At 70.6% G+C, this 19516-nt stretch carries 16 protein-coding genes; 11 read left to right on the forward strand and 5 right to left on the reverse strand.

The features are described 5' to 3' along the window. Positions 1 to 60 precede the first annotated feature (60 nt). From BMZ45_RS05715 to BMZ45_RS05745, 7 genes are all read left to right on the forward strand, one after another. Positions 61 to 639, forward strand: coding sequence for a LolA family protein (locus BMZ45_RS05715; protein ID WP_139215402.1), 579 nt, complete (start codon positions 61 to 63; stop codon positions 637 to 639). Between the two features lie 84 nt (positions 640 to 723). Next, positions 724 to 1341: a hypothetical protein gene (locus tag BMZ45_RS05720; protein WP_139215403.1), complete on the forward strand. Its 618-nt coding sequence runs from the start codon at positions 724 to 726 to the stop codon at positions 1339 to 1341. A gap of 43 nt (positions 1342 to 1384) precedes the next feature. Continuing rightward, the gene (locus tag BMZ45_RS05725; RefSeq protein WP_091633447.1) at positions 1385 to 4393 is read left to right on the forward strand and encodes a molybdopterin oxidoreductase family protein; all 3009 of its coding nucleotides are present in this window, start codon (positions 1385 to 1387) and stop codon (positions 4391 to 4393) included. Continuing rightward, a complete protein-coding gene (locus tag BMZ45_RS05730) occupies positions 4390 to 4608 on the forward strand; it encodes a hypothetical protein (protein WP_139215404.1) in 219 nt (72 codons plus the stop codon). Before BMZ45_RS05725 ends, BMZ45_RS05730 begins: the two co-directional genes overlap by 4 nt. Then, positions 4605 to 5393: a 4Fe-4S dicluster domain-containing protein gene (locus BMZ45_RS05735; RefSeq protein ID WP_305791364.1), complete on the forward strand. Its 789-nt coding sequence runs from the start codon at positions 4605 to 4607 to the stop codon at positions 5391 to 5393. Before BMZ45_RS05730 ends, BMZ45_RS05735 begins: the two co-directional genes overlap by 4 nt. Positions 5394 to 5565: 172 nt before the next feature. Continuing rightward, positions 5566 to 6555, forward strand: a complete 990-nt coding sequence (locus BMZ45_RS05740; RefSeq protein WP_091633448.1) for a dimethyl sulfoxide reductase anchor subunit family protein — start codon at positions 5566 to 5568, stop codon at positions 6553 to 6555. Positions 6556 to 6721: 166 nt separating this feature from the next. Further along, on the forward strand, positions 6722 to 7339 hold the full coding sequence (locus BMZ45_RS05745; RefSeq protein WP_175488938.1) for a DUF481 domain-containing protein: 618 nt from the start codon (positions 6722 to 6724) through the stop codon (positions 7337 to 7339). Positions 7340 to 7820: 481 nt separating this feature from the next. Here BMZ45_RS05745 and hemC read toward each other — a convergent pair whose 3' ends face one another. From hemC to BMZ45_RS05770, 5 genes are all read right to left on the reverse strand, one after another. Then, positions 7821 to 8735, reverse strand: a complete 915-nt coding sequence (gene hemC / locus BMZ45_RS05750) for a hydroxymethylbilane synthase (RefSeq protein WP_091633454.1) — start codon at positions 8733 to 8735, stop codon at positions 7821 to 7823. A 650-nt stretch (positions 8736 to 9385) separates the two neighbouring features. Continuing rightward, positions 9386 to 10114 (reverse strand): LytR/AlgR family response regulator transcription factor, encoded by a 729-nt coding sequence (locus BMZ45_RS05755; protein WP_091633456.1) that lies wholly within the window; start codon positions 10112 to 10114, stop codon positions 9386 to 9388. A gap of 8 nt (positions 10115 to 10122) precedes the next feature. Beyond that, positions 10123 to 11184 (reverse strand): sensor histidine kinase, encoded by a 1062-nt coding sequence (locus BMZ45_RS05760; RefSeq protein ID WP_091633459.1) that lies wholly within the window; start codon positions 11182 to 11184, stop codon positions 10123 to 10125. Between the two features lie 2 nt (positions 11185 to 11186). Continuing rightward, a complete protein-coding gene (locus BMZ45_RS05765) occupies positions 11187 to 11873 on the reverse strand; it encodes an alpha/beta hydrolase (protein ID WP_091633461.1) in 687 nt (228 codons plus the stop codon). A gap of 58 nt (positions 11874 to 11931) precedes the next feature. Beyond that, entirely contained in the window at positions 11932 to 12867 is a 936-nt protein-coding gene (locus BMZ45_RS05770) for an energy transducer TonB (RefSeq protein WP_091633465.1), read from the reverse strand. Positions 12868 to 12987: 120 nt separating this feature from the next. Between BMZ45_RS05770 and BMZ45_RS05775 the strand changes: the two genes are divergently transcribed. The 4 genes from BMZ45_RS05775 (at position 12988) to BMZ45_RS05790 (ending at position 19280) form a co-directional block, all read left to right on the forward strand. Further along, positions 12988 to 13359 carry a hypothetical protein gene (locus BMZ45_RS05775; protein WP_091633468.1) on the forward strand — a complete coding sequence of 124 codons (372 nt, stop codon included), beginning with the start codon at positions 12988 to 12990 and terminating at the stop codon, positions 13357 to 13359. Positions 13360 to 13415: 56 nt separating this feature from the next. Then, positions 13416 to 14741 carry a TolC family protein gene (locus BMZ45_RS05780; protein ID WP_091633471.1) on the forward strand — a complete coding sequence of 442 codons (1326 nt, stop codon included), beginning with the start codon at positions 13416 to 13418 and terminating at the stop codon, positions 14739 to 14741. A 35-nt stretch (positions 14742 to 14776) separates the two neighbouring features. Next, complete coding sequence (locus BMZ45_RS05785; RefSeq protein ID WP_254776567.1) at positions 14777 to 15997, forward strand: efflux RND transporter periplasmic adaptor subunit; 1221 nt, start codon at positions 14777 to 14779, stop codon at positions 15995 to 15997. A gap of 97 nt (positions 15998 to 16094) precedes the next feature. Then, complete coding sequence (locus tag BMZ45_RS05790) at positions 16095 to 19280, forward strand: efflux RND transporter permease subunit (protein ID WP_091633477.1); 3186 nt, start codon at positions 16095 to 16097, stop codon at positions 19278 to 19280. Positions 19281 to 19516: the final 236 nt, after the last annotated feature.

The following is a 19516-nucleotide window of genomic DNA, read 5'->3' on the forward strand; positions in this document are numbered from 1 at the left end:
GGCGATTCCCGCGTTAAGCATGGCATCGGCCGATGCACGGCCGCTACTGCCGGATGGGCCATGAACGTGATCGGGTGCGCAAGAAGCTTGCTGTGCTTGGCTGTAACGCTGTCGCCGGCGGCGGTCTGGGCCGGTCCGCGCGAGGAGGTGACGGCCTCGATCGACAAATTCCTGGCCGCGCGCAGCTTCCACGCGACCATGAGCTCGACCGGCGAGCGCCCGATGCGCAACGACATCGACTACGCCGCGCCCGGCCGCTACCGCATGCGCATGGCCGGCGCGGGCGAGCAGACCGTCGTCGGCGACACCATGTATCTGAACGTGGGCGGCCGAAGCATGAAGGTGCCGCTGCCCCAGGGCACGCTGTCGCAATGGCGCGACCCGGCGCGCCTGGCCGAGAACGCCAAGACCATGAGCGTCACCGCGCTGGGCAGCGAAAGCCTGGACGGGGTGGCGACGCGCAAGTACCGCGTCGACCATACCCAGCCGCAAGCGAGCACCATGACCTTGTGGGTGGGCGGCAACGGCTATCCGCTGCAGATCGTGACCAGCGCGCAACTGCGCGGAAAACCGGTGGTGACCACCATTCGCTATTCGCGTTTCGACGATCCCGGCATCCGGGTCGAGCTGCCGAAGTAGGCGCGCCGGCCGCGCGACATCGCGGCTAACGAGCGTTTAACCGGCGCGCACGCAAGATGCGTCGCCCCGGAACGGAAGCCGACGATGCGGACAAGGAAGTGGTGGGTCGAGCAGACCTGGATCGGCTCGCTCGTGATCGCGACGCATCTGTTGATGGCCCTGGCGCTCAACCGCTTCCTCCGCTTCGACCCGCCCGCCGCGAGCGCGCGCGAGGACGAGGCCTTGCAGGTGGTATTCGTGAGCTCGCCGCGCGATACCCGCGCGCCGACGCCGGCTCCGTCCAGCGCGCGCGCCGCGCCCACAGCCGCACCCGCACCGCGAGCGACACGCGCCCTGCCTGCGCCCGCGGCGACGCCGATGGTCGAAGCCGCGCCGGAGCCTTTGGGCGGACGCCCGCTGTCGGCCGTGTACCTGCAGCAGGCCGGCCGCCCGCGCGATCGCCCGCCGCCGGGGCTGGAACCGCAGGCCGACGCCTTCGCCAGCCGCAACCCACGCCTGCCCGGTGCCGGCGCGACCCTGGGCGTGCCGATGCGCGAGCCGATCAGTGCCGCGTCGGTGATCGACAAGGTCGGCAGCCTGTTCGGCGGCCGCAGTTCGCCGTGTCCGGACAACCGCAAGGACATCGCCGCGCTCGCGGTCGGCGGCGATCGCGCCGCCCTGGAGCGCGCGGTCGACTACGAACGCCGCTACTGCCGCCCCTGAGCGCGCGCTCGCCGGAACCGGCGCGCGCAGGCACAATGCGCGCATGCCCGCGCCCGCTCCCAAAGAGCCAGCTCTGAACCTGTCGCCGTCGCCTGGAGACGAGGTCAAGACCACGACCTGTTACATGTGCGCCTGCCGTTGCGGCATCAAGGTCTGGCTGGCCGACGGCAAGATCCGCTACATCCAGGGCAATCCCGAGCATCCGGTCAATCAGGGCGTGCTCTGCGCCAAGGGGTCGGCCGGGATCATGCAGCACTACTCGCCGGCGCGACTGGACAAGCCGCTGCTGCGCGTGGGCGAGCGCGGACGCGGCGAGTTCAAAGAGATCGAGTGGGACGAGGCGCTGCGCATCGCCACCGACTGGCTGGCGCCGATCCGCGCACGCAATCCCGATGAGCTGGCCTTCTTCACCGGCCGCGACCAGTCGCAGGCGCTGACCGGCTGGTGGGCGCAGCAGTTCGGCACGGTCAACTACGCCGCCCACGGCGGCTTTTGCTCGGTCAACATGGCCGCCGGCGGCCTGTACACCCTGGGCGGCTCGTTCTGGGAATTCGGCGAACCCGACTGGGAGCACTCGCGCTATCTGATGCTGTGGGGCGTGGCCGAAGACCACGACTCCAATCCGATCAAGCTGGGCCTGGGCAAGTTGAAGGCGCACGGGGCCAAGATCGTCGCGGTCAATCCGGTGCGCAGCGGCTACGGCGCGATCGCCGACGAGTGGATCGGGATCCGCCCCGGTACCGACGGCCTGTTCGCGTTCGCACTGATCCACGAACTGCTCAAGGCCGACCGCATCGATCTGGACTACCTGGTGCGCTATGCGAATGCGCATTGGCTGGTGATCGATAATCCGGGCGGCGCGGACGACGGCTTGTTCGCGCGCGATGGCGAAGGGCATCCCTTGTGCTGGGTGCGCGACCCTCACCCCGGCCCTCTCCCGCAAGCGGGAGAGGCAGCCGATACGCCGCACACGGCCGCCGCGCGCGCGGCCGAAGCCGGCATTGTTCACGACGCAACGCATACCGCCGAAGGATCCCCTCTCCCGCCTGCGGGAGAGGGACAGGGTGAGGGCAGCGCGCTGCGCGCCGACGCCATCGGCATCTCGCCCGCCGTGGTCGGCGAATACACCCTGCCCGACGGTCGCCGCGCGCGCCCGGTGTTCCATCTGATCGCCGAGCGTTATCTCGACCCGCAATACGCGCCCGACGCGGTCAGCGAACGCTGCGGCATTCCGGCCGACACCATCCGCCGCATCGCGCGTGAGTTGGCCGAGGCCGCGTTCGATCACCCGTTGACCCTGCCGATCGCCTGGACCGACGCCCACGGCCGCGAGCACAGCGAGATGGTCGGGCGCCCGGTCAGCATGCACGCCATGCGCGGCATCAGCGCGCACAGCAACGGCTTCCACACCTGCCGCGCCCTGCACCTGCTGCAGATGCTGCTGGGCGCGGTGGATACGCCGGGCTCGTTCCGCTACCAACCGCCGTTCCCGAAACCGATCGCGCCGCCGAACCGGCCCGGCAAGCAGCGCCAGGCCAACGGCGTGCTCGATGCGGCGCCGCTGGGCTTCGTGCATGCGCCCGAGGACCTGGTGGTCGACGAACACGGCCAGCCGCGCCGCATCGACCACGCGTTCTCCTGGGCCTACCCGCTGTCCGCGCACGGCATGATGCACAGCGTGATCCGCAACGCCTGGGCCGGCGATCCCTACAAGATCGACACCCTGATGATGTTCATGGCGAACATGAGCTGGAACTCGGCCATGAACACCTCCGAGACCATAGGCTGGCTCACCGACAAGGACGACAGCGGCGACTACCGCATCCCGCGCATCATCTACGCCGACGCCTACGCCTCGGAGATGGTCGCCTACGCCGACCTGGTGCTGCCGGACACCACCTATCTGGAACGTTTCGACGCGATCAGCATGCTCGATCGCCCGATCTCCGATGCCGAGAGCGCGATCGACGCGATCCGTCATCCGGTGGTCGACGCCAAGGAGCAGCGCGAGGGCCGCGACGTGCGCGGCTTCCAGTCGGTGCTGATCGATCTGGGCGCGCGCCTGGGCCTGCCCGGGCTGGTGCACGAGGACGGCAGCCCGCGCTATCGCGACTACGCCGACTACATCGTGCGCCACGAGCGCGCGCCCGGCGTCGGCCTGCTCGCGGGCTGGCGCGGCGAGCACGGCGACCTCGAGGCCAAGGGCCCGCCGAACCCGCAGCAGCTGGACCGCTACATCGAGCACGGCGGTTTCTGGCGCAGCCCGATCCCGGAGCACGCGCGCTATTTCAAGATGGCCAACCGCGGTTATCTGGACTGGGCGCAGAAGATGGGCTTCATCGGCCACGCCGATCCGATCGTGCTGCAGCTGTATTCGGAAACCCTGCAGAAGTTCCGCCTGGCCGCGCAGGGCCACGGCGAGCATCGGCCACCCGAGCAGCACCGCGAGCGCGTGGCGACCTACTTCGACCCGCTGCCGATCTGGTACGAACCCTTCGAGGGCGCGCAGGTAGCCGACTCGGCCAGCCGCTACCCGCTCAGCGCGGTCACCCAGCGGCCGATGTTCATGTACCACGCCTGGGGTTCGCAGAACGCCTGGCTGCGCCAGATCACCGCGCGCAACTATCTCTACCTGCATCCGGATACCGGCGCGCGCCACGGCATCGCCGACGAGGACTGGATCGCGGTGCAGTCGCACCACGGGCGCATCACGGTGCAGGCGAAGTTCGCCGGCAACGTGCAGCCCGACACGGTCTGGACCTGGAACGCGATCGGCAAGCGCAAGGGCGCCTGGCGCCTGGCCAAGGACGCGCCGGAAGGCCGCAAGGGCTTCCTGCTCAACCACCTGATTTCCGACATCACCCCGCGCGGCGACTACGCCAACGCCGACCCGGTCACCGGCCAGGCGGCGTGGTTCGACCTGCGCGTGCGCATCGAACGCGTCGAGCCCGTCGGCGAGAGCGCGCCGCAGTTCCCGCCGCTGGCGCTGGGCGAGGCCGACAACCGACCGCTGCGCTACGGCGCGGCTTTCCGCGACAAGGCATCCCGATGAAACGTTCCTTACGCATGCTGGTCGGCTGGTGCTGCGTGGCGCTGAGCTTCGCCCTGGTGGTCCTGATCGGCGCCGGCATCTTCGATCCGGTCGGCAGCGTCGCCGGCCACGATTCGCTGACGCCGGTGCTGATGGGCCTGCTGCCCAGCGTGAGCTTCGGCATCGCCCTGTTCGCGTTGGGCGTGTGGCTGATCAGCACGGGGCGCAAACGGTGACCGCCCTGCCGCCGCCGGGCAAGAAGAAGATGGGCCTGGTGATCGACCTGGACACCTGCGTGGGCTGCCATGCCTGCGCGGTGAGCTGCAAGGAATGGAACGCGGGCGGCTTCGCCGCGCCGCTGACCGACGAAAGCCCGTACGGCAAGGATCCCAGCGGGGTGTGGTTCAACCGCGTGCACAGTTACGAGGTGGCGGCGGAGCCGGCGTCGGGCGGTTGCGGGAGCGGCGCTCAGAGCGTGGCGCCGCAACCGGCGATGACCCTGCATTTCCCGCGCTCCTGCCTGCACTGCGAGACTCCGGCCTGCGTGACCGTGTGCCCGACCGGGGCCAGCTACAAGCGGGCCGAGGACGGCATCGTGCTGGTCGACGAGGACAAGTGCATCGGCTGCAAGTTGTGCTCCTGGGCCTGCCCTTACGGCGCGCGCGAGTACAGCCAGGTCGAAGGCGTGATGAAGAAATGCACGCTGTGCATCGACCGCATCTACAACGAACACCTGGAAGAAGCCGAGCGCCAACCGGCCTGCGTGCAGGCCTGTCCGACGCGCGCACGCCATTTCGGCGACCTCGGCGATCCGGAGTCGAAGGTCTCGCAGCTGGTCGCCGCGCGCGGCGGCGTCGACCTGATGCCGGAGCTGGGCTACAAGCCGACCAACCAGTATCTGCCGCCGCGCCCGCGCCGTGCGGGCGATACCGCCGCCGCGCCCACGCCGCCCGCGGAAACGCTGGACGCCGCCGCCTTGCCGCCGGTGCTGCGCTGGCTGGACCGGGTGCTGTCGCGATGAGCATGGGGCGCATCGCTCTTGCCGGCACCGCCCTGCGCGCGAACGCGGAAACGCCGCGACTGCGGCCGCGTGCGCCGCAAGCCGTCGCCGGTGCGATCGATGGATCGCGCAACCAAGCGGCGACCGCGGCGTGCCCCACCCTGCACTCTCGCTGCCCGCTGCCGGTGCGCTGATGCATCCTGCTTTTTCGGTCATCCTGTTCACCACGCTGTCCGGCGCCGGCTACGGCTTGCTCGCGTGGTTGGGCGCGTTGCTGGCGAGCTCGCGCTTGGCGTCGCTGCATGCGCTGTCCGACGACGTCACGGTGACGGCAACGCTGATGTTGATCGTACTGGCGCTGGGCCTGGTGCTGGCCGCGGTCGGGCTGCTGGCTTCCACCTTCCACCTGGGCAAGCCGCTGCGCGCCTGGCGCGCGTTCTCGCAGTGGCGCACCTCGTGGCTGTCGCGCGAAGGCGTGCTGGCGCTGGCGACCTTCGTACCCGCGCTGGCGTTGGCGGCGCTGGCGCTGCTGGCCGCGCGCGGCGACGCGGCCGATGCCGCACGACTGGCGGCATGGGTGCCGTGGCTGGGCGGCGCGTTGAGCGTTCTGGCACTGCTGACGGTGGCGTGCACCGCGATGATCTACGCCTCGCTGCCGCCGATTCCGGCCTGGCGCCATCGCCTGGTGGTACCGGTCTATCTGGGCTTCGCGCTGCTCACGGGATGGGCGTTGCTGGCCGCCGTACTGCCGACGACCGGTACCCCTACCCCCGCGCTGCGCTTGCTGGCGGTGGCCTTGGCGATCCTGGCGCTGGCGGTGGCGGCGATGAAACTGCGCTACTGGCGCGCGATCGACAGCACGCCGCTCACCGTCACCCGCGCTGATGCGGTCGGCCTGCCCGGTCGCGAGCTCAGCGTGTTCGAGCGCCCGCATACCGAAGACAACTATCTGACCCGCGAAATGGGCTACGTGCTCGCGCGCAAGCACGCGCGCAAGCTTCGCCTGATCGCGGTGCTCGCGTTCGCGGCCGTGCCGCTGCTGCTGGCGCTGCTGGTGTGGCTGTGGCCGGGCGCGGCCTGGGTCGCGTTCCCGCTGGCGGCGGCCGCCGCGCTGCTGGGCGCGCTGGTCGAACGCTGGCTGTTCTTCGCCCAGGCCCGGCACCTGGTCACACTGTATTACTGAAGCTGCGACCGCGTTCCGGCGCGGTCGCGACGGCGATTCAGCCTGGGTCTTGGGACTGTAATCGCTTCCATGGCATGATCTTGGCACCTATTCGGCCCTGTTCACGACGATGTCCGGCTTGCTCGGGCTCGCCCTGTTGGGCGGCCCCCTCCTCACATTGCCGACCATGCCGGTCCCCGGCGACCCCACGCTGATGGCGCTCGCCAGCGATCCGGCGCAGATGCGGCTGTACTGTTTTTCGACGCGCTGCGGCGACGAGGAATGGCGCTTGGCGCTGGCGCCTCCGCCGCCGCAGGCACGCGAACTGGCCGAGCCGCAACGGCCAGCGCGGCGGCCGTTGCGCCTGCCGGGCTCGCAGCGCTACATCGGCCTGAGCGCACCGGCCGCCGCGCGCGAAAGCCGCGGCGCGTATTCCAACGATTTCCGCATCGGCACCCGGTATGGCCTGCAGGTGCTGCGCGACGGTCCGACCCAGCTCGGCCTGCAGTTCGGCGCCGGCTATCGGTTGGCGCCGCTGTACGACGACGGCATCAACCGTCCGGGCGCGGTGATGCGTGGCGAGCTCAACTTCGGGCAGAAGATCGGCGATCGCGCGCGTTGGACCCAGCGCGTGTTCGTCGAGAGCGGGCACGGCGACACCTTCGTCAAGCAGTCGGTGCGGCTGGACGTGGCGCTGTGGCCGGATTGGACGCTGGAGACCGATTTCGCGATACGCCACGATTCCGACGGCGGCGGCGGCAGCGAGTCGGCCGAGAGTTCGATCGAGTTGCGGCGGCGGTTTTAGCGGCCGTCGCGGTTGGGCCGGTCGCGGGAATCGCGGCGTGCGCCTTTGATGGATGCCGCGGTCGCGGCTTGCGCCGCTCCTACCCCCGGCTATCGATGGCCTGCTTCCTGAGGGAGCGGCGTGAGCCGCGATTGCGAAGCTGCGGCTGCCTGCGTGGATCGCGGCTCAGGCAGCCACAGGCATCGGAGGTTGCGCAGCTGATCGGCGTGCCGCGGTCGCGGCTTGCGCCGCTCCTACCCCTGGCTATCGATGGCCGGCTTCCTGTGGGAGCGGCGTAAGCCGCGATTGCGAAGCTGGGGCTGGCCGCGCGGATCGCGGCTTACGCCGCTCCCACAGCGATAGGACTGCGCGACTCCGTGCCTGCATCCGCTCTCACTACGGGCGACCTCGTGCCTGGGTCCGCTCTCCCTTCCGGGCGACCCCGTGCCTGCGTGCGCTCTCTACCGGCGCTGAGAGGCGGGCGCAGTCGGCGCCGCTGCATTCACAGCGCGGCGGCGATGAAGTCGCCGGCGCCTTGCGCCAGCAGCGCTTGCGCGACTTCCAGGCCCAGGCATTCGGGGGCGTCGCCGCGGCCTTCGCCGTGGGCGCGCACCTGGCGGCCGTCGGCGGCGCCGACCAGGCCGTCCAGGCGCAGGTGTTCGCCGTCCAGGCGCGCGTAGGCGGCCACCGGCACGTGGCAGCTGCCGTGCAGGGCGCGGTTCATGGCGCGCTCGGCCTCGACGCAGGTGCGGGTGTCGGCGTGGTCCAGCGCGGCGCACAAGGCGCGGGTGGCCAGGTGATCGCTGTGGCATTCGATCGCGATCGCGCCCTGCGCCGGCGCGGGCAGCCACTGCGGCGCCTGCAGGCGTTCGCGCACGCGCGCGCCCAGGTCCAGGCGTTCCAGGCCGGCGACCGCGAGCACGATCGCGTCGTACTCGCCGGCGTCGAGCTTGGCCAGGCGGGTGTTGACGTTGCCGCGCAGGTCCAGCAGGTGCAGATCCGGGCGCCGCGCGCGCAGTTGGGTCTGGCGGCGCAGCGAGGACGTGCCCACGCGCGCGCCCTGCGGCAGCGCGTCGATGCTCGCGTACTGCGGGCTGACGAAGGCGTCGGCGTAGTCGGCGCGCTCCAGGATCGCGGGCAGGGCGAAGCCCGGCTCCAGTTCCATCGGCACGTCCTTGAGCGAGTGCACGGCGCAATCGGCGTCGCCGCGCTGCATCGCCACTTCCAGCTCCTTCAGGAACAAGCCCTTGCCGCCGATCGCGGCCAGCGAGCGGTCCAGCACTTCGTCGCCGCGGGTGCTCATCGGCACCAGCACCACCTCCAGTCCGGGGTGGGCGGCGCGCAGGCGGGCGGCGACGTGCTCGGTCTGCCACAGGGCGAGCGGGCTTTTACGGGTGGCGATGCGGAGGCGGGTCATGGGGGGAATTTTAGAAGCAAATCCCCCCTAGCCCCCCTTTTTCAAAGGGGGGAACCGCAAAAGCGGGGCGGGAACGGCATTCGCCATCCGCGACGTGTGCGCCTCCCCCTTTGAAAAAGGGGGACTGAGGGGGATTTGCTTTTTGCGGCGCCGCGGGCCCGCCGCACACGGTTCGCGGGCTCACTCGAAACGGTACTGCTCAGCCTCCCCCTTTGAAAAAGGGGGATTGAGGGGGATTTGCTTTGCGGCGCCGCGGGCCCGCCGCCCATGGTTCGCAGGCTCACCACGACCGGCACTAGAAGCAGCGCTGCTTAGCCCCCCCTTTGAAAAAGGGGGATTGAGGGGGATTTGCTTTGCGGCGCCGCGGGCCCGCCGCCCATGGTTCGCAGGCTCACCACGACCGGCACTAGAAGCAGCGCTGCTTAGCCTCCCCCTTTGAAAAAGGGGGATCGAGGGGGATTTGCTTTGCGGCGCCACGGACCCACCGCCCATGGTTCGCAGGCTCACAACGAACGGCTCCTGGCGCCACGAGTGGCCCCTGAGCTACGGCTCCTCAAGGTACGGGCGGCACCTGAAGTCACAGCCTGCATTTGGGTCGCGAATTCCCCCGACCCTCGCCGGAGCGCCCGCCATACACCCAACGACGCCCCTTACAGATGCTTCAAAGTCTCACGCAGCGCCGACACGCAGCGCCGGCTGACTTCCAGCGGCTGCTTGCCGTGGCGCAGCACCGCCTGGACGTGGCCGTCGGGGCAGCGCTTGAGTTCGACGATCTCGTGGCGGGCGACCAGGCAGTTGCGGTGGATGCGCACGAAGCGTTCGCAGAACTCGTCTTCCAGCGACTTCAGCGATTCCTCGATCAGGTCCTCGCCGCGCGCGTGATGCACGATCACGTACTTCTCTTCGGCGTGCAGGTAGTGCACGTCCTCGATCGGGATCAGGCGCAGGCTGCCGCGCAGGCGCGCGCACAGGTGGGTGCGGCGTTGGCCCGGCGCGACCTCGCCGCCACGCTCGCGGCCGGCGGCGAAGGTGCGCACGCGCTCCAGCGCGGCGCTCAGGCGTTCGGCGCGCACCGGCTTGACCAGGTAGTCGATCGCCTCGGCCTCGAACGCCGACAGCGCGTGCGCGTCGTAGGCGGTGCAGAACACCACCGCCGGGCGCGGCTCGAACGCGGCCAGATGGCGCGCCGCTTCCAGGCCGTCGATGCCGGGCATGGCGATGTCCAGCAGCACCAGGTCCGGCTGATGCTCGGCGCAGGCGTGCAGGGCGTGCTGGCCGTCGGCGGCTTCGGCCACGACCTCGACGCCGTGCTGCTCGGCCAGCAGCGTGCGCAGGCGCTCGCGCGCCAGCGGCTCGTCGTCGGCAATGACTATCCTCATTGCGCCCTTCATCGGTACAGCGCCTCCACCCCAGTCGGCACGTGCAGTTCGCACAGATAGTAGTCCTCGGCCCAGCCCGCGGTCATCCGTGCCTGCGGGCCGTAGGCGTAGCGCAGGCGCTGGCCGATGCTGCGCTGGGCGTGACGGGTGCCGTTGCCGGGGCCCTCGGCCGGCGCCGGGGCCGGATTGCGCACCCGCAGGGCCAGCGTCGGGCCGCTGACGGCCAGTTCGATTTCCAGGGTGCCGCCGCCGGACAGGCGCGAGATGCCGTGCAGGACCGCGTTCTCGACCAGCGGCTGCAGGACCAGGCGCGGCATCGGCAGGGTCCAGGGCAGCGGCTCGTGCTTGCGCCACTCCACCCGCAGCCTGTCGCCCAGGCGCAGTTGCTCGATGGCCAGATAGCGCTCGGCCAGCTCGACCTCCTCGGCCAGGCTGGAGTCGGACTCGCCGGCGCCGAGCGCGGCGCGGAACAGATCCGACAGGTCGAGCACGGCGCGCTCGGCCACCACCGGGTCGCTGCGCACCAGGCCGGCGATGGTGTTCATGCTGTTGAAGAGGAAGTGCGGCTTGATCCGCGCCTGCAGCGCGTCGACCTCGGCGCGCGCGCTGGCGCGCACCTGCGCCTTCCAGCCGTCGTTGACGTAGAGATAGCGCAGCACCACGCCGACCGCGAGCATGGTCACCGCCGCGGTGCCCAGGCTGAAACGCGCCAGCGTCACCCCGGGCGGCACCAGGCTGGCGCCGACGGCGTGGTCGATCGAGTGGGTGATCGCGGCGAAAGTGGCGCCCAGCAGCGCCGCCGCCGCGGTCGCGATCACGCCGCCCAGGCTGGCGGGCAGACGCAGCAGGCGTTCGCGCGACACGCACAGCAGCACCGACACGGTCAGCGCCAGCCACAACGCGAAGGTGCTGCCGGAAACGAAGCGCTGCCAATCCCAGGGCGCGCCGCCGTCGGGCGCCAGCGCCAGCACGACCACGATCAGCTCGGCCATGCTCAGCATCACCACCAGCCGCGGCAGGCGGCACAGGTCCGGCAACCAGGGTTCGCGCTCGCTGCCGGAGGCGCTCATGCTCAGGCCGCGAAGCGCCGCGACATCCAGTCGCCGAGGTCGCGGATTTCCTCCAGGCAGACCTGGTGGGCCATCGGATAGGCGTGCCAGTCCGGGCTCAGGCCGAGCGTGCGCAAGCGCGCCGCGCTGATCTCGCCGGCGGCGAAGGGCACCACCGGGTCGTAACTGCCGTGGGCCATGAACAAGGGCTGCGCGCGCGCGGCGTCCTGGGTCTCGCGCGCCAGGCGATCGGGCATCGGCAGGTAGGTCGACAGGGCGATCAGACCCGCCAGCGGCTGCGTGCGGCGCAGGCCGGCGGCCAGGGCCACCGCGCCGCCCTGCGAGAAACCGGCCAGCAGCACCCGCGAGGCCGGCACGCCGCGTTCGGCTTCGCGCGCGATCAGGGCCTCGATCTGGGCCACCGATTCGTCGACGCCGGTTTCGTCGGCGCGGTGGTTGAGGTCGCTGAAATCGCGGATGTCGTACCAGGCGCGCATGCGCACGCCGTTGTTGATCGTGACCGCGCGCACCGGCGCATGCGGGAACACGAAGCGCAGCGCCGGCCAACCGGGGCGCAGCAACTCGGGCACGATGGGCGCGAAGTCGTTGCCGTCGGCGCCCAGTCCGTGCAGCCACAGCACGGTCCAGGCCGGCGTCGGGCCGGTTTCGTGTTCGACGGTGTCCAGCAGGGGGGCGGTGGCGGTAGTCATCGCCGCATTGTGCGCTGCCGCCCCGGCGAGCCGCCAGCACCGGCGTCACGGCGCCGGCTCAACCCTTGGGCAGGCGGAAGCTCAGGGTGCGACTGGTCGGCACGCGCTCGCCGCCGGCCTCGAAGCGCCAGCGCGAGACCGCGGCCAGCGCGGCTTCGTCGAACACGCCCGGCGGCGTCGACGACAGCAGGCGCACCGCGGTCACGCTGCCGTCGGGCTGGATCACGAACGCGATCTGCACGCTGCCTTCGATGCGGCGATTGAGCGCGCTGAGCGGATAGCGCGGCGCGGAGTCGCTGATCAGGCGCGGCAGCGGGCGCGAGACCGGTGCTGCGTTGCGCGGCGCGGGCGGCGGCGGCGCGATCGCGGCCGATTCGGGCAGCGGCGCGGGTGAAGCGGCGGCCGGCGCGGGGGCCGGCGGCGCGGCGATGGTCGCGGGCGCAGGCGCGGCCGCGATCGGCGCCGCGGGCTTGGCCGCGTTCGCGAGCGCGCGCTGCTGCGCCAGCCGCAGTTGTTCGGCCTGTTGCGCATCCAGGCGCTGGCTCTGTTCGACCTGCGCGGCGCGCGCCGCCAACAGACTCTCGCGCAGGCGCGGCAGCGCGGGCGCCTGCGCGTCCACGCGCGCGAGCAGATCCAGCATCCGTTGCGCTTCGTTCAGCTCGCCGCCGGCCAGGGCCTGTTCGCCGGCGATCAGCACATAGGGCTGCAGCTCCTGCAGGGCGTTGGCGACGATGGCGTCGCCGGGTTGCTTGTCGCGCAGGGCCAGGTAGTACTCGACCGCGTTGTCGCCGGCCGGCGCGTACATGCGCTGGCCGCGCAGGGCCTGCGCGGCCAGCATGCGCAGGCGCTGCGCATCCAGGTTGGCCAGGGCCGGGCGCGTCGGCACCGCATCCAGCGACGAGGAGGCCTGCACGCTTTGCGGCGCCTGCGCGCCGCCGCATGCGGCCAGGCACGCCAGCGCGGCGACGGCCGCACAGCTCCGAACCCACTTCATGGCACGCCCCCTGTAGACGAGGCGCGCAGTCTGGCCAGCGCATGTGACGCCCGTGCGGCACGCGCTGTGCCGGGTCGGCGCAATTGTGTATCGCCGCGCCGCGGCCGTACCCTAGCGCCCATGTCCGGCCTGCCGCCCCTGTCGTCGATCCTGCGTTGCCTGGTGTTCGGGCTGCTCATGGTCATGGCCGTGATCCGGCCGGCGCTGGCTTTCGCCGAGGAAGCGCGCGAGATCGCGGCGATCGACGCCGCCCAGACCGAACTCAGCCTGGGCGAGCACGGCCACGACCATCCGCCCGGCCAGCCCGGCACCGCCGACGACGGCGACAATCGCTGGCACCTGAGCCACTGCTGCGGCCCGCAGGCCGCGATGCTGCCGCGTTACGAATTGCGCATGCTCGCGCTCGAAACGCGCGAGCCGGTTCCGCCGCGCGCGTTCGCCTTCGTGCCGGCGCCGCTGCCGGCACCGTTCCGTCCCCCGATCGCGGGCTGAGGCTTACGCCGGCATTGCCGGCCGCACCTTCCTGTCCCGATTCGGAGTACCTCCCCATGCGGTTGCGTCCAGCGGCTACGGCCGTCCTGGCGGCTGCGCTGTGCTTTCCGGCACTGGCGCAGTCGTCGCCCCCTGCCCCAGTCCCCAATCCAGCCGCCGCGCCCGCGCGCCCGGCGGTGTTCACCCTCGACGATGCGCTCGCGCGCATCGATGCCTCCCACCCCGACCTGCGCCTGTTCGGCAGCCGTCGCGATGCGCTGGCGGCCGAACTCGACCGCGCCGGCCAGCGCCCGGCCCTGACCGCCGGCGCGACGCTGGAGAACGCCTTCGGCAGCGGCGAGCTCAGCGGCCTGCGCGGCGCCGAACTGTCGCTGACCCTGGCCTCGGTGTTCGAACGCGGCGGCAAGCTCGACGCGCGACGCACGCTCGCGCAAAGCCGCATCGACGCGCTCGCGGTCGAACGCGAAAGCCGGCGCCTGGATCTGTTGGCCGAAGCGGCGCGCCGCTACCTGAATATCGTCGCCGCGCAGCGCCAACACGCGATCGCCGAACTCGACATCGGCCAGCGCCAACGGACCGTCGCCGCGGCGCGCCAGCGCCTGCAAGCCGGCGCCTCGCCGGAATCGGTGGTGCTGACCGCGCAGGCGGCGCTGGCGCGCGCCGAACTCGAGCGCGAACGCGCCTCGCAGCGTCGGCTCGCCGCGCGCCGGCACCTGGCGGCGCTGTGGGGCGAGCGCGATCCGGGCTTCGCCGCCGCCGCCGGCGATCCTCTGACGTTGCCGGCGATCCAGGACTTCGACGCGCTCGCCGAGCTGCTGCAGCGCAGCCCGGAGATCGCGCGCTTCGCCGACGAGGGCCGCATCCGCGAGGCGCGGCTGCAGCTCGCGCGCACCCAGGCGACGCCGGATCTGGAATGGCAGTTCGGCCTGCGCCGCCTGCAGGAGACCGGCGACCAGGCGCTGCTGGGCAGCGTGGCCCTGCCCCTGGGCGCGTCGCGTCGCGCCGCTCCCGATATCCGCGCCGCCGAAGCCGAGCTGGCGATGCTGGGGATCGAACGCGAAGCCCAGGGAATGTCGCTGTATTCGACCCTGGCCGATGCGCACGGCCGCTACCAGGTCGCCGCGCTCGAGGTGCGACGCCTCAACGACGACGTGCTGCCCAAGCTCGCGCGCGCCGAAGCCGCGGCCGAACGCGCTTACCGCGCGGGCGCCATCAGCTACCTCGAATGGGCGCAGCTGCAGTCCGAGCGCACCAATGGGCGCAAGCAGCAATTGGAGGCCGCGCTCGAAGCGCAGCGCGCCCTGATCGAAATCCAGAGGCTCACCGGCGAGGCCTTCGTCGCCGCTCCGGCCGCCTCCACCGCACAAGGAACCGCCCCGTGAAGATCTCTCACTTCAGCGCCGCACTGGCCTTGACCCTGCTGCTGGCCGCCTGCGGCGGCGATCCGTCCGCGCCGGCCGAGCACGCCCACGACGAAGGCGACGCGCATGCCGAGGCCGAAGCGCCGCGCAAGGGCGAGCACGGCGGCCGCGTGCTGGAAAGCAACGGCTATGCCGTGGAGTTGGCGATCGCCGAGGACGGCACGCCGCCGAAGTACCAGGCCTGGCTGTACCGCGACGGCAAGCCGCTGTCGGCGTCTGCCGGCACCGTCGAGGTCCGGCTCAGGCGTCTGGGCGGCGTCGCCGAGACTCATGCCTTGAAACCCCAGGCGGACGGCAGCCTGATGGCGACCAGCGTCGTCGGCGAACCGCATTCGTTCGACGTCGAAGTGACGGCCCGCATCGCCGGCACGGCCTTGCGTTGGGCCTACCCCAGTTACGAGGGGCGGACCCAGATCGCGGCCAAGGTCGCGCACGACGCCGGCATCCGCGTCGCGCCGGCCGCGGCCGGTGTGATCGCCGACGAGCACGAAGTCCAAGGCCTGCTCACTCCGGTCGAGGGGCGGGTCGCCAAAGTGGCGGCGCGCTTCCCCGGTCCGGTGCGGCGCTTGAACGCGAACGTCGGCGACCAGGTGCGTGCCGGCCAGCCGCTGGCCAGCATCGAAAGCAACCTGAGCCTGACCACCTACACCGTCGCTTCGCCGATCGCCGGCGTGGTGCTCGCGCGCAACGCCGCGGTCGGCTCGGTGGCCGGCGAAGGCGCGGCACTGTTCGAAGTCGCCGACCTGTCTTCGCTGTGGGTCGACCTGCACGTGTTCGGCGCCGATGCCCAACACATCCAGGCCGGCGTGCCGGTCACCGTGACCCGCATGAGCGACGGCGTCACCGCCGACACCACGCTGGAACGCGTGCTGCCCGGCACCGCCACCGCCAGCCAGAGCACCGTGGCGCGCGCGACCATCGCCAACGCCGATGGCCTGTGGCGGCCGGGTTCGGCGGTCAAGGCGCGCATCACGGTGGAGCGCCAGCCGGCCCAGCTGGTGGTGCCGCTGGCGGCGCTGCAGACCTTTCGCGATTGGGATGCGGTGTTCATCCGCCAAGGCGACGTCTACGAAGTGCGCCCGGTCGAACTGGGCAAGCGCGACGCGCAACGGGTGGAGGTGCTTTCGGGGCTGAAAGCCGGCGATCAGGTGGTGGTCGAGCAGAGCTACGTGGTGAAGGCGGACATCGAGAAGTCCGGCGCTTCCCACGACCACTGAGGGCGCAACGGTCCGCCAGGCCTGTCGGCCAGCGGTCCGGCGCACGCCGCCGCGTCGTTCGCGACGCGCGGCCCACCCGAATACCGAGGAAACACTCATGCTCGAGAAAATCATTCGCTTCGCCATCGCGCACCGATGGCTGATGATCGCGCTGACGTCGGCGCTGATCGGCGTGGGCGTCTGGAGCTTCACCAAGCTGCCGATCGACGCCACGCCCGACATCACCAACGTCCAGGTGCAGATCAACACCGAGACGCCCGGTTACTCGCCGCTGGAATCCGAACAGCGGGTGACCTTCCCCATCGAAACCACGCTGGCCGGACTGCCGGGCCTGGACTACACGCGCTCGATTTCCCGCTACGGCCTGTCGCAGGTCACGGTGGTGTTCAAGGACGGCACCGACCTGTTCTTCGCCCGCCAACAGGTCGCCGAGCGCATCCAGCAGGTGAAATCGCAACTGCCGGCCGAACTGGAGCCGCAGATGGGCCCCGTCGCCACCGGCATGGGCGAGATCTTCATGTACACGGTCGACGCCAAGCCCGATGCGCGCAAGAAGGACGGCACGCCCTGGACCGCGACCGACCTGCGCACCTTGCAGGACTGGGTAGTGCGGCCGCAGTTGCGCAATACGCCCGGCGTAACCGAGGTCAACACCATCGGCGGCTACGCCCGCCAAATTCACATCACGCCCGACCCGGCGCGGCTGGTGGCCCTGGGATTCACCCTGCACGACGTGGTCGCGGCCGTCGCGGCCAACAATCAGAACGTCGGCGCCGGCTACATCGAACGCAATGGCCAACAGTTCCTGGTGCGCGCGCCGGGCCAGGTCGCCGATCTCGACGCGATCCGCGACATCGTGCTGGACCGTCGCGACGGCGTGCCGATCCGCGTGCGCGACGTGGCCGAGGTCGGCGAAGGCCCGGAGCTGCGCAACGGCGCGGCGACCCAGAATGGCCGCGAGGTGGTGCTGGGCACGGCGTTCATGCTGATCGGCGCCAACAGCCGCGAAGTGGCCCAGGCCGCCGCCGAAAAACTGGCCGTGGCCAACAAAAGCCTGCCGGCCGGCGTGTCGGCCGCGCCGGTGTACGACCGCACCGCGCTGGTCGATCGCACCATCAAGACGGTGGCCAAGAACCTGATCGAAGGCGCCTTGCTGGTGATCGTGGTGTTGTTCTTGTTGTTGGGCAATTTCCGCGCGGCCTTGATCACCGCCGCGGTCATCCCCTTGGCGATGCTGTTCACGATGACCGGCATGGTCCGCGGCGGCGTGTCGGGCAATCTGATGAGCCTGGGCGCGCTCGACTTCGGCCTGATCGTGGATGGCGCGGTCATCATCATCGAGAACTGCCTGCGCCGCTTCGGCGAACTGCAGCATGCGCTGCAACGCCCGCTCAGCGACGGGGAACGGCTGGATACGACCGCGTCGGCGACCGCCGAGGTGATCCGTCCCAGCCTGTTCGGCCTGGGCATCATCACCGCGGTGTATTTGCCGATCTTCGCTCTCACCGGCGTCGAGGGGAAAATGTTCCACCCGATGGCCATCACCGTGGTGCTGGCGCTGACCGGCGCGATGCTGCTGTGCCTGACCTTCGTGCCCGCGTCCATCGCCCTGTTCCTGCGCGGCCGCGTCGAGGAAAAGGAAACCCGGCTGATGCGCTGGTCGCGCCAGGCCTACGAACCCGCACTGGCCTGGGCCTTGCGTCGCCGCGCCTGGGTGATCGGCGGCGCGCTGGCCGGCATCGCCTTGTGCGGCTTGCTGGCGACGCGATTGGGCTCGGAGTTCATTCCCAGCCTGGACGAGGGCGACATCGCCATGCATGCGATGCGCATTCCGGGCACCAGCCTGGAGCAGGCGATCAAGATGCAGGCCACCCTGGAAGCGCGCATCAAGCAGTTCCCGGAGGTGGAGCGCGTGTTCGGAAAACTCGGCACCGCCGAGGTCGCGACCGACCCGATGCCGCCCTCGGTCGCCGACACCTTCCTGATGCTAAAGCCGCGCGAGCAATGGCCGAACCCGCGCAAATCCAAGGCGCAGCTGGTCGCCGAGATCGAAGCGGCGGTCAAGCAATTGCCGGGCAACAACTACGAGTTCACCCAGCCGATCCAGATGCGCATGAACGAGCTGATCTCGGGCGTGCGCGCCGACGTGGCGATCAAACTCTACGGCGACGACCTGGATCGCTTGGTCGAAGTAGGCCGGCGCATCGAGGAGGTGGCCAAAGCGGTACCCGGCGCCGCCGACGTCAAGCTGGAACAGGCGACCGGCTTGCCCTTGCTGACGATCGTGCCGGACCGGCAGGCGCTGGTGCGTTACGGCCTCAATCCCGGCGCGGTGCAGGACACGGTGGCGACGGCGGTGGGCGGCGAAGTGGCCGGCCAGCTGTTCGAAGGCGATCGTCGCTTCGACATCGTGGTTCGCCTGCCCGAGCGTCTGCGCCAGGATCCGGCGGCTCTGCAGGACCTGCCCATCCCGTTGGCCGGCAACGACAACGTCGACGAGTCCAGCCGCGCCGCCGCGTGGATGTCCGGCGCGCCGCAGACGGTGCCGCTGCGCGAGGTGGCGAAGATCGAGACCACCCTGGGGCCGAACCAGATCAATCGCGAAAACGGCAAGCGCCGCGTGGTGATCACCGCCAACGTGCGCGGCCGCGACCTGGGCGGCTTCGTCGGCGACCTGCGCCAACGCGTGGCGACCCAGGTCGAGCTGCCGACAGGCTACTGGATCGACTACGGCGGCACCTTCGAGCAGTTGATATCGGCCAGCCAGCGTCTGGCGATCGTGGTGCCGGTGACGCTGGCGATCATTTTCGCCCTGCTGTTCTGGGCCTTCGGTTCGGCCAAGGACGCGGCCATCGTGTTCAGCGGCGTGCCGCTGGCGCTGACCGGCGGCGTGATCGCGCTGGCGCTGCGCGGGATACCGCTGTCGATCTCGGCCGGCGTGGGCTTCATCGCGCTATCGGGCGTGGCGGTGCTCAACGGCCTGGTGATGATCGCCTTCATCCGCAAACTGCGCGAACAGGGCGATCGCCTCGACGACGCGATCGTCGACGGCGCCTTGGGACGCTTGCGTCCGGTGATGATGACGGCGCTGGTGGCCTCGCTGGGTTTCCTGCCGATGGCCTTCAACGTCGGCGCCGGCTCGGAAGTGCAGCGGCCGCTGGCGACGGTGGTGATCGGCGGAATCGTGTCCTCGACGCTGCTGACCCTGCTGGTGTTACCGGTGCTGTATCGATGGTTGCATCGGGAGAGCGAGGACGCTCATCCGGCGACGCCCGCGCGCTGATGCGACGAGGCCCGCGCCGCGAAGCGCGGGCCTCGATTCGCGGGACGATTCCGGAAACGTTCCGCCGCAGGCGGCACCTGCGGGTGCCAGCTTGCAGCGAACTCAAAAGCGTACGAGCGCCCTCTGCCAGATACTTACCCTGTGGGAGCGGCGTAAGCCGCGATGGCAATGAAGCGACGATGCGGCCGCGATCGCGGCTTACGCCGCTCCCGCAAGAAGCGAAGCGGTTCCGGCAA

The sequence above is a fragment of the Lysobacter sp. cf310 genome (genome assembly GCF_900114355.1).
Classification (GTDB): Bacteria; Pseudomonadota; Gammaproteobacteria; order Xanthomonadales; family Xanthomonadaceae; genus Lysobacter.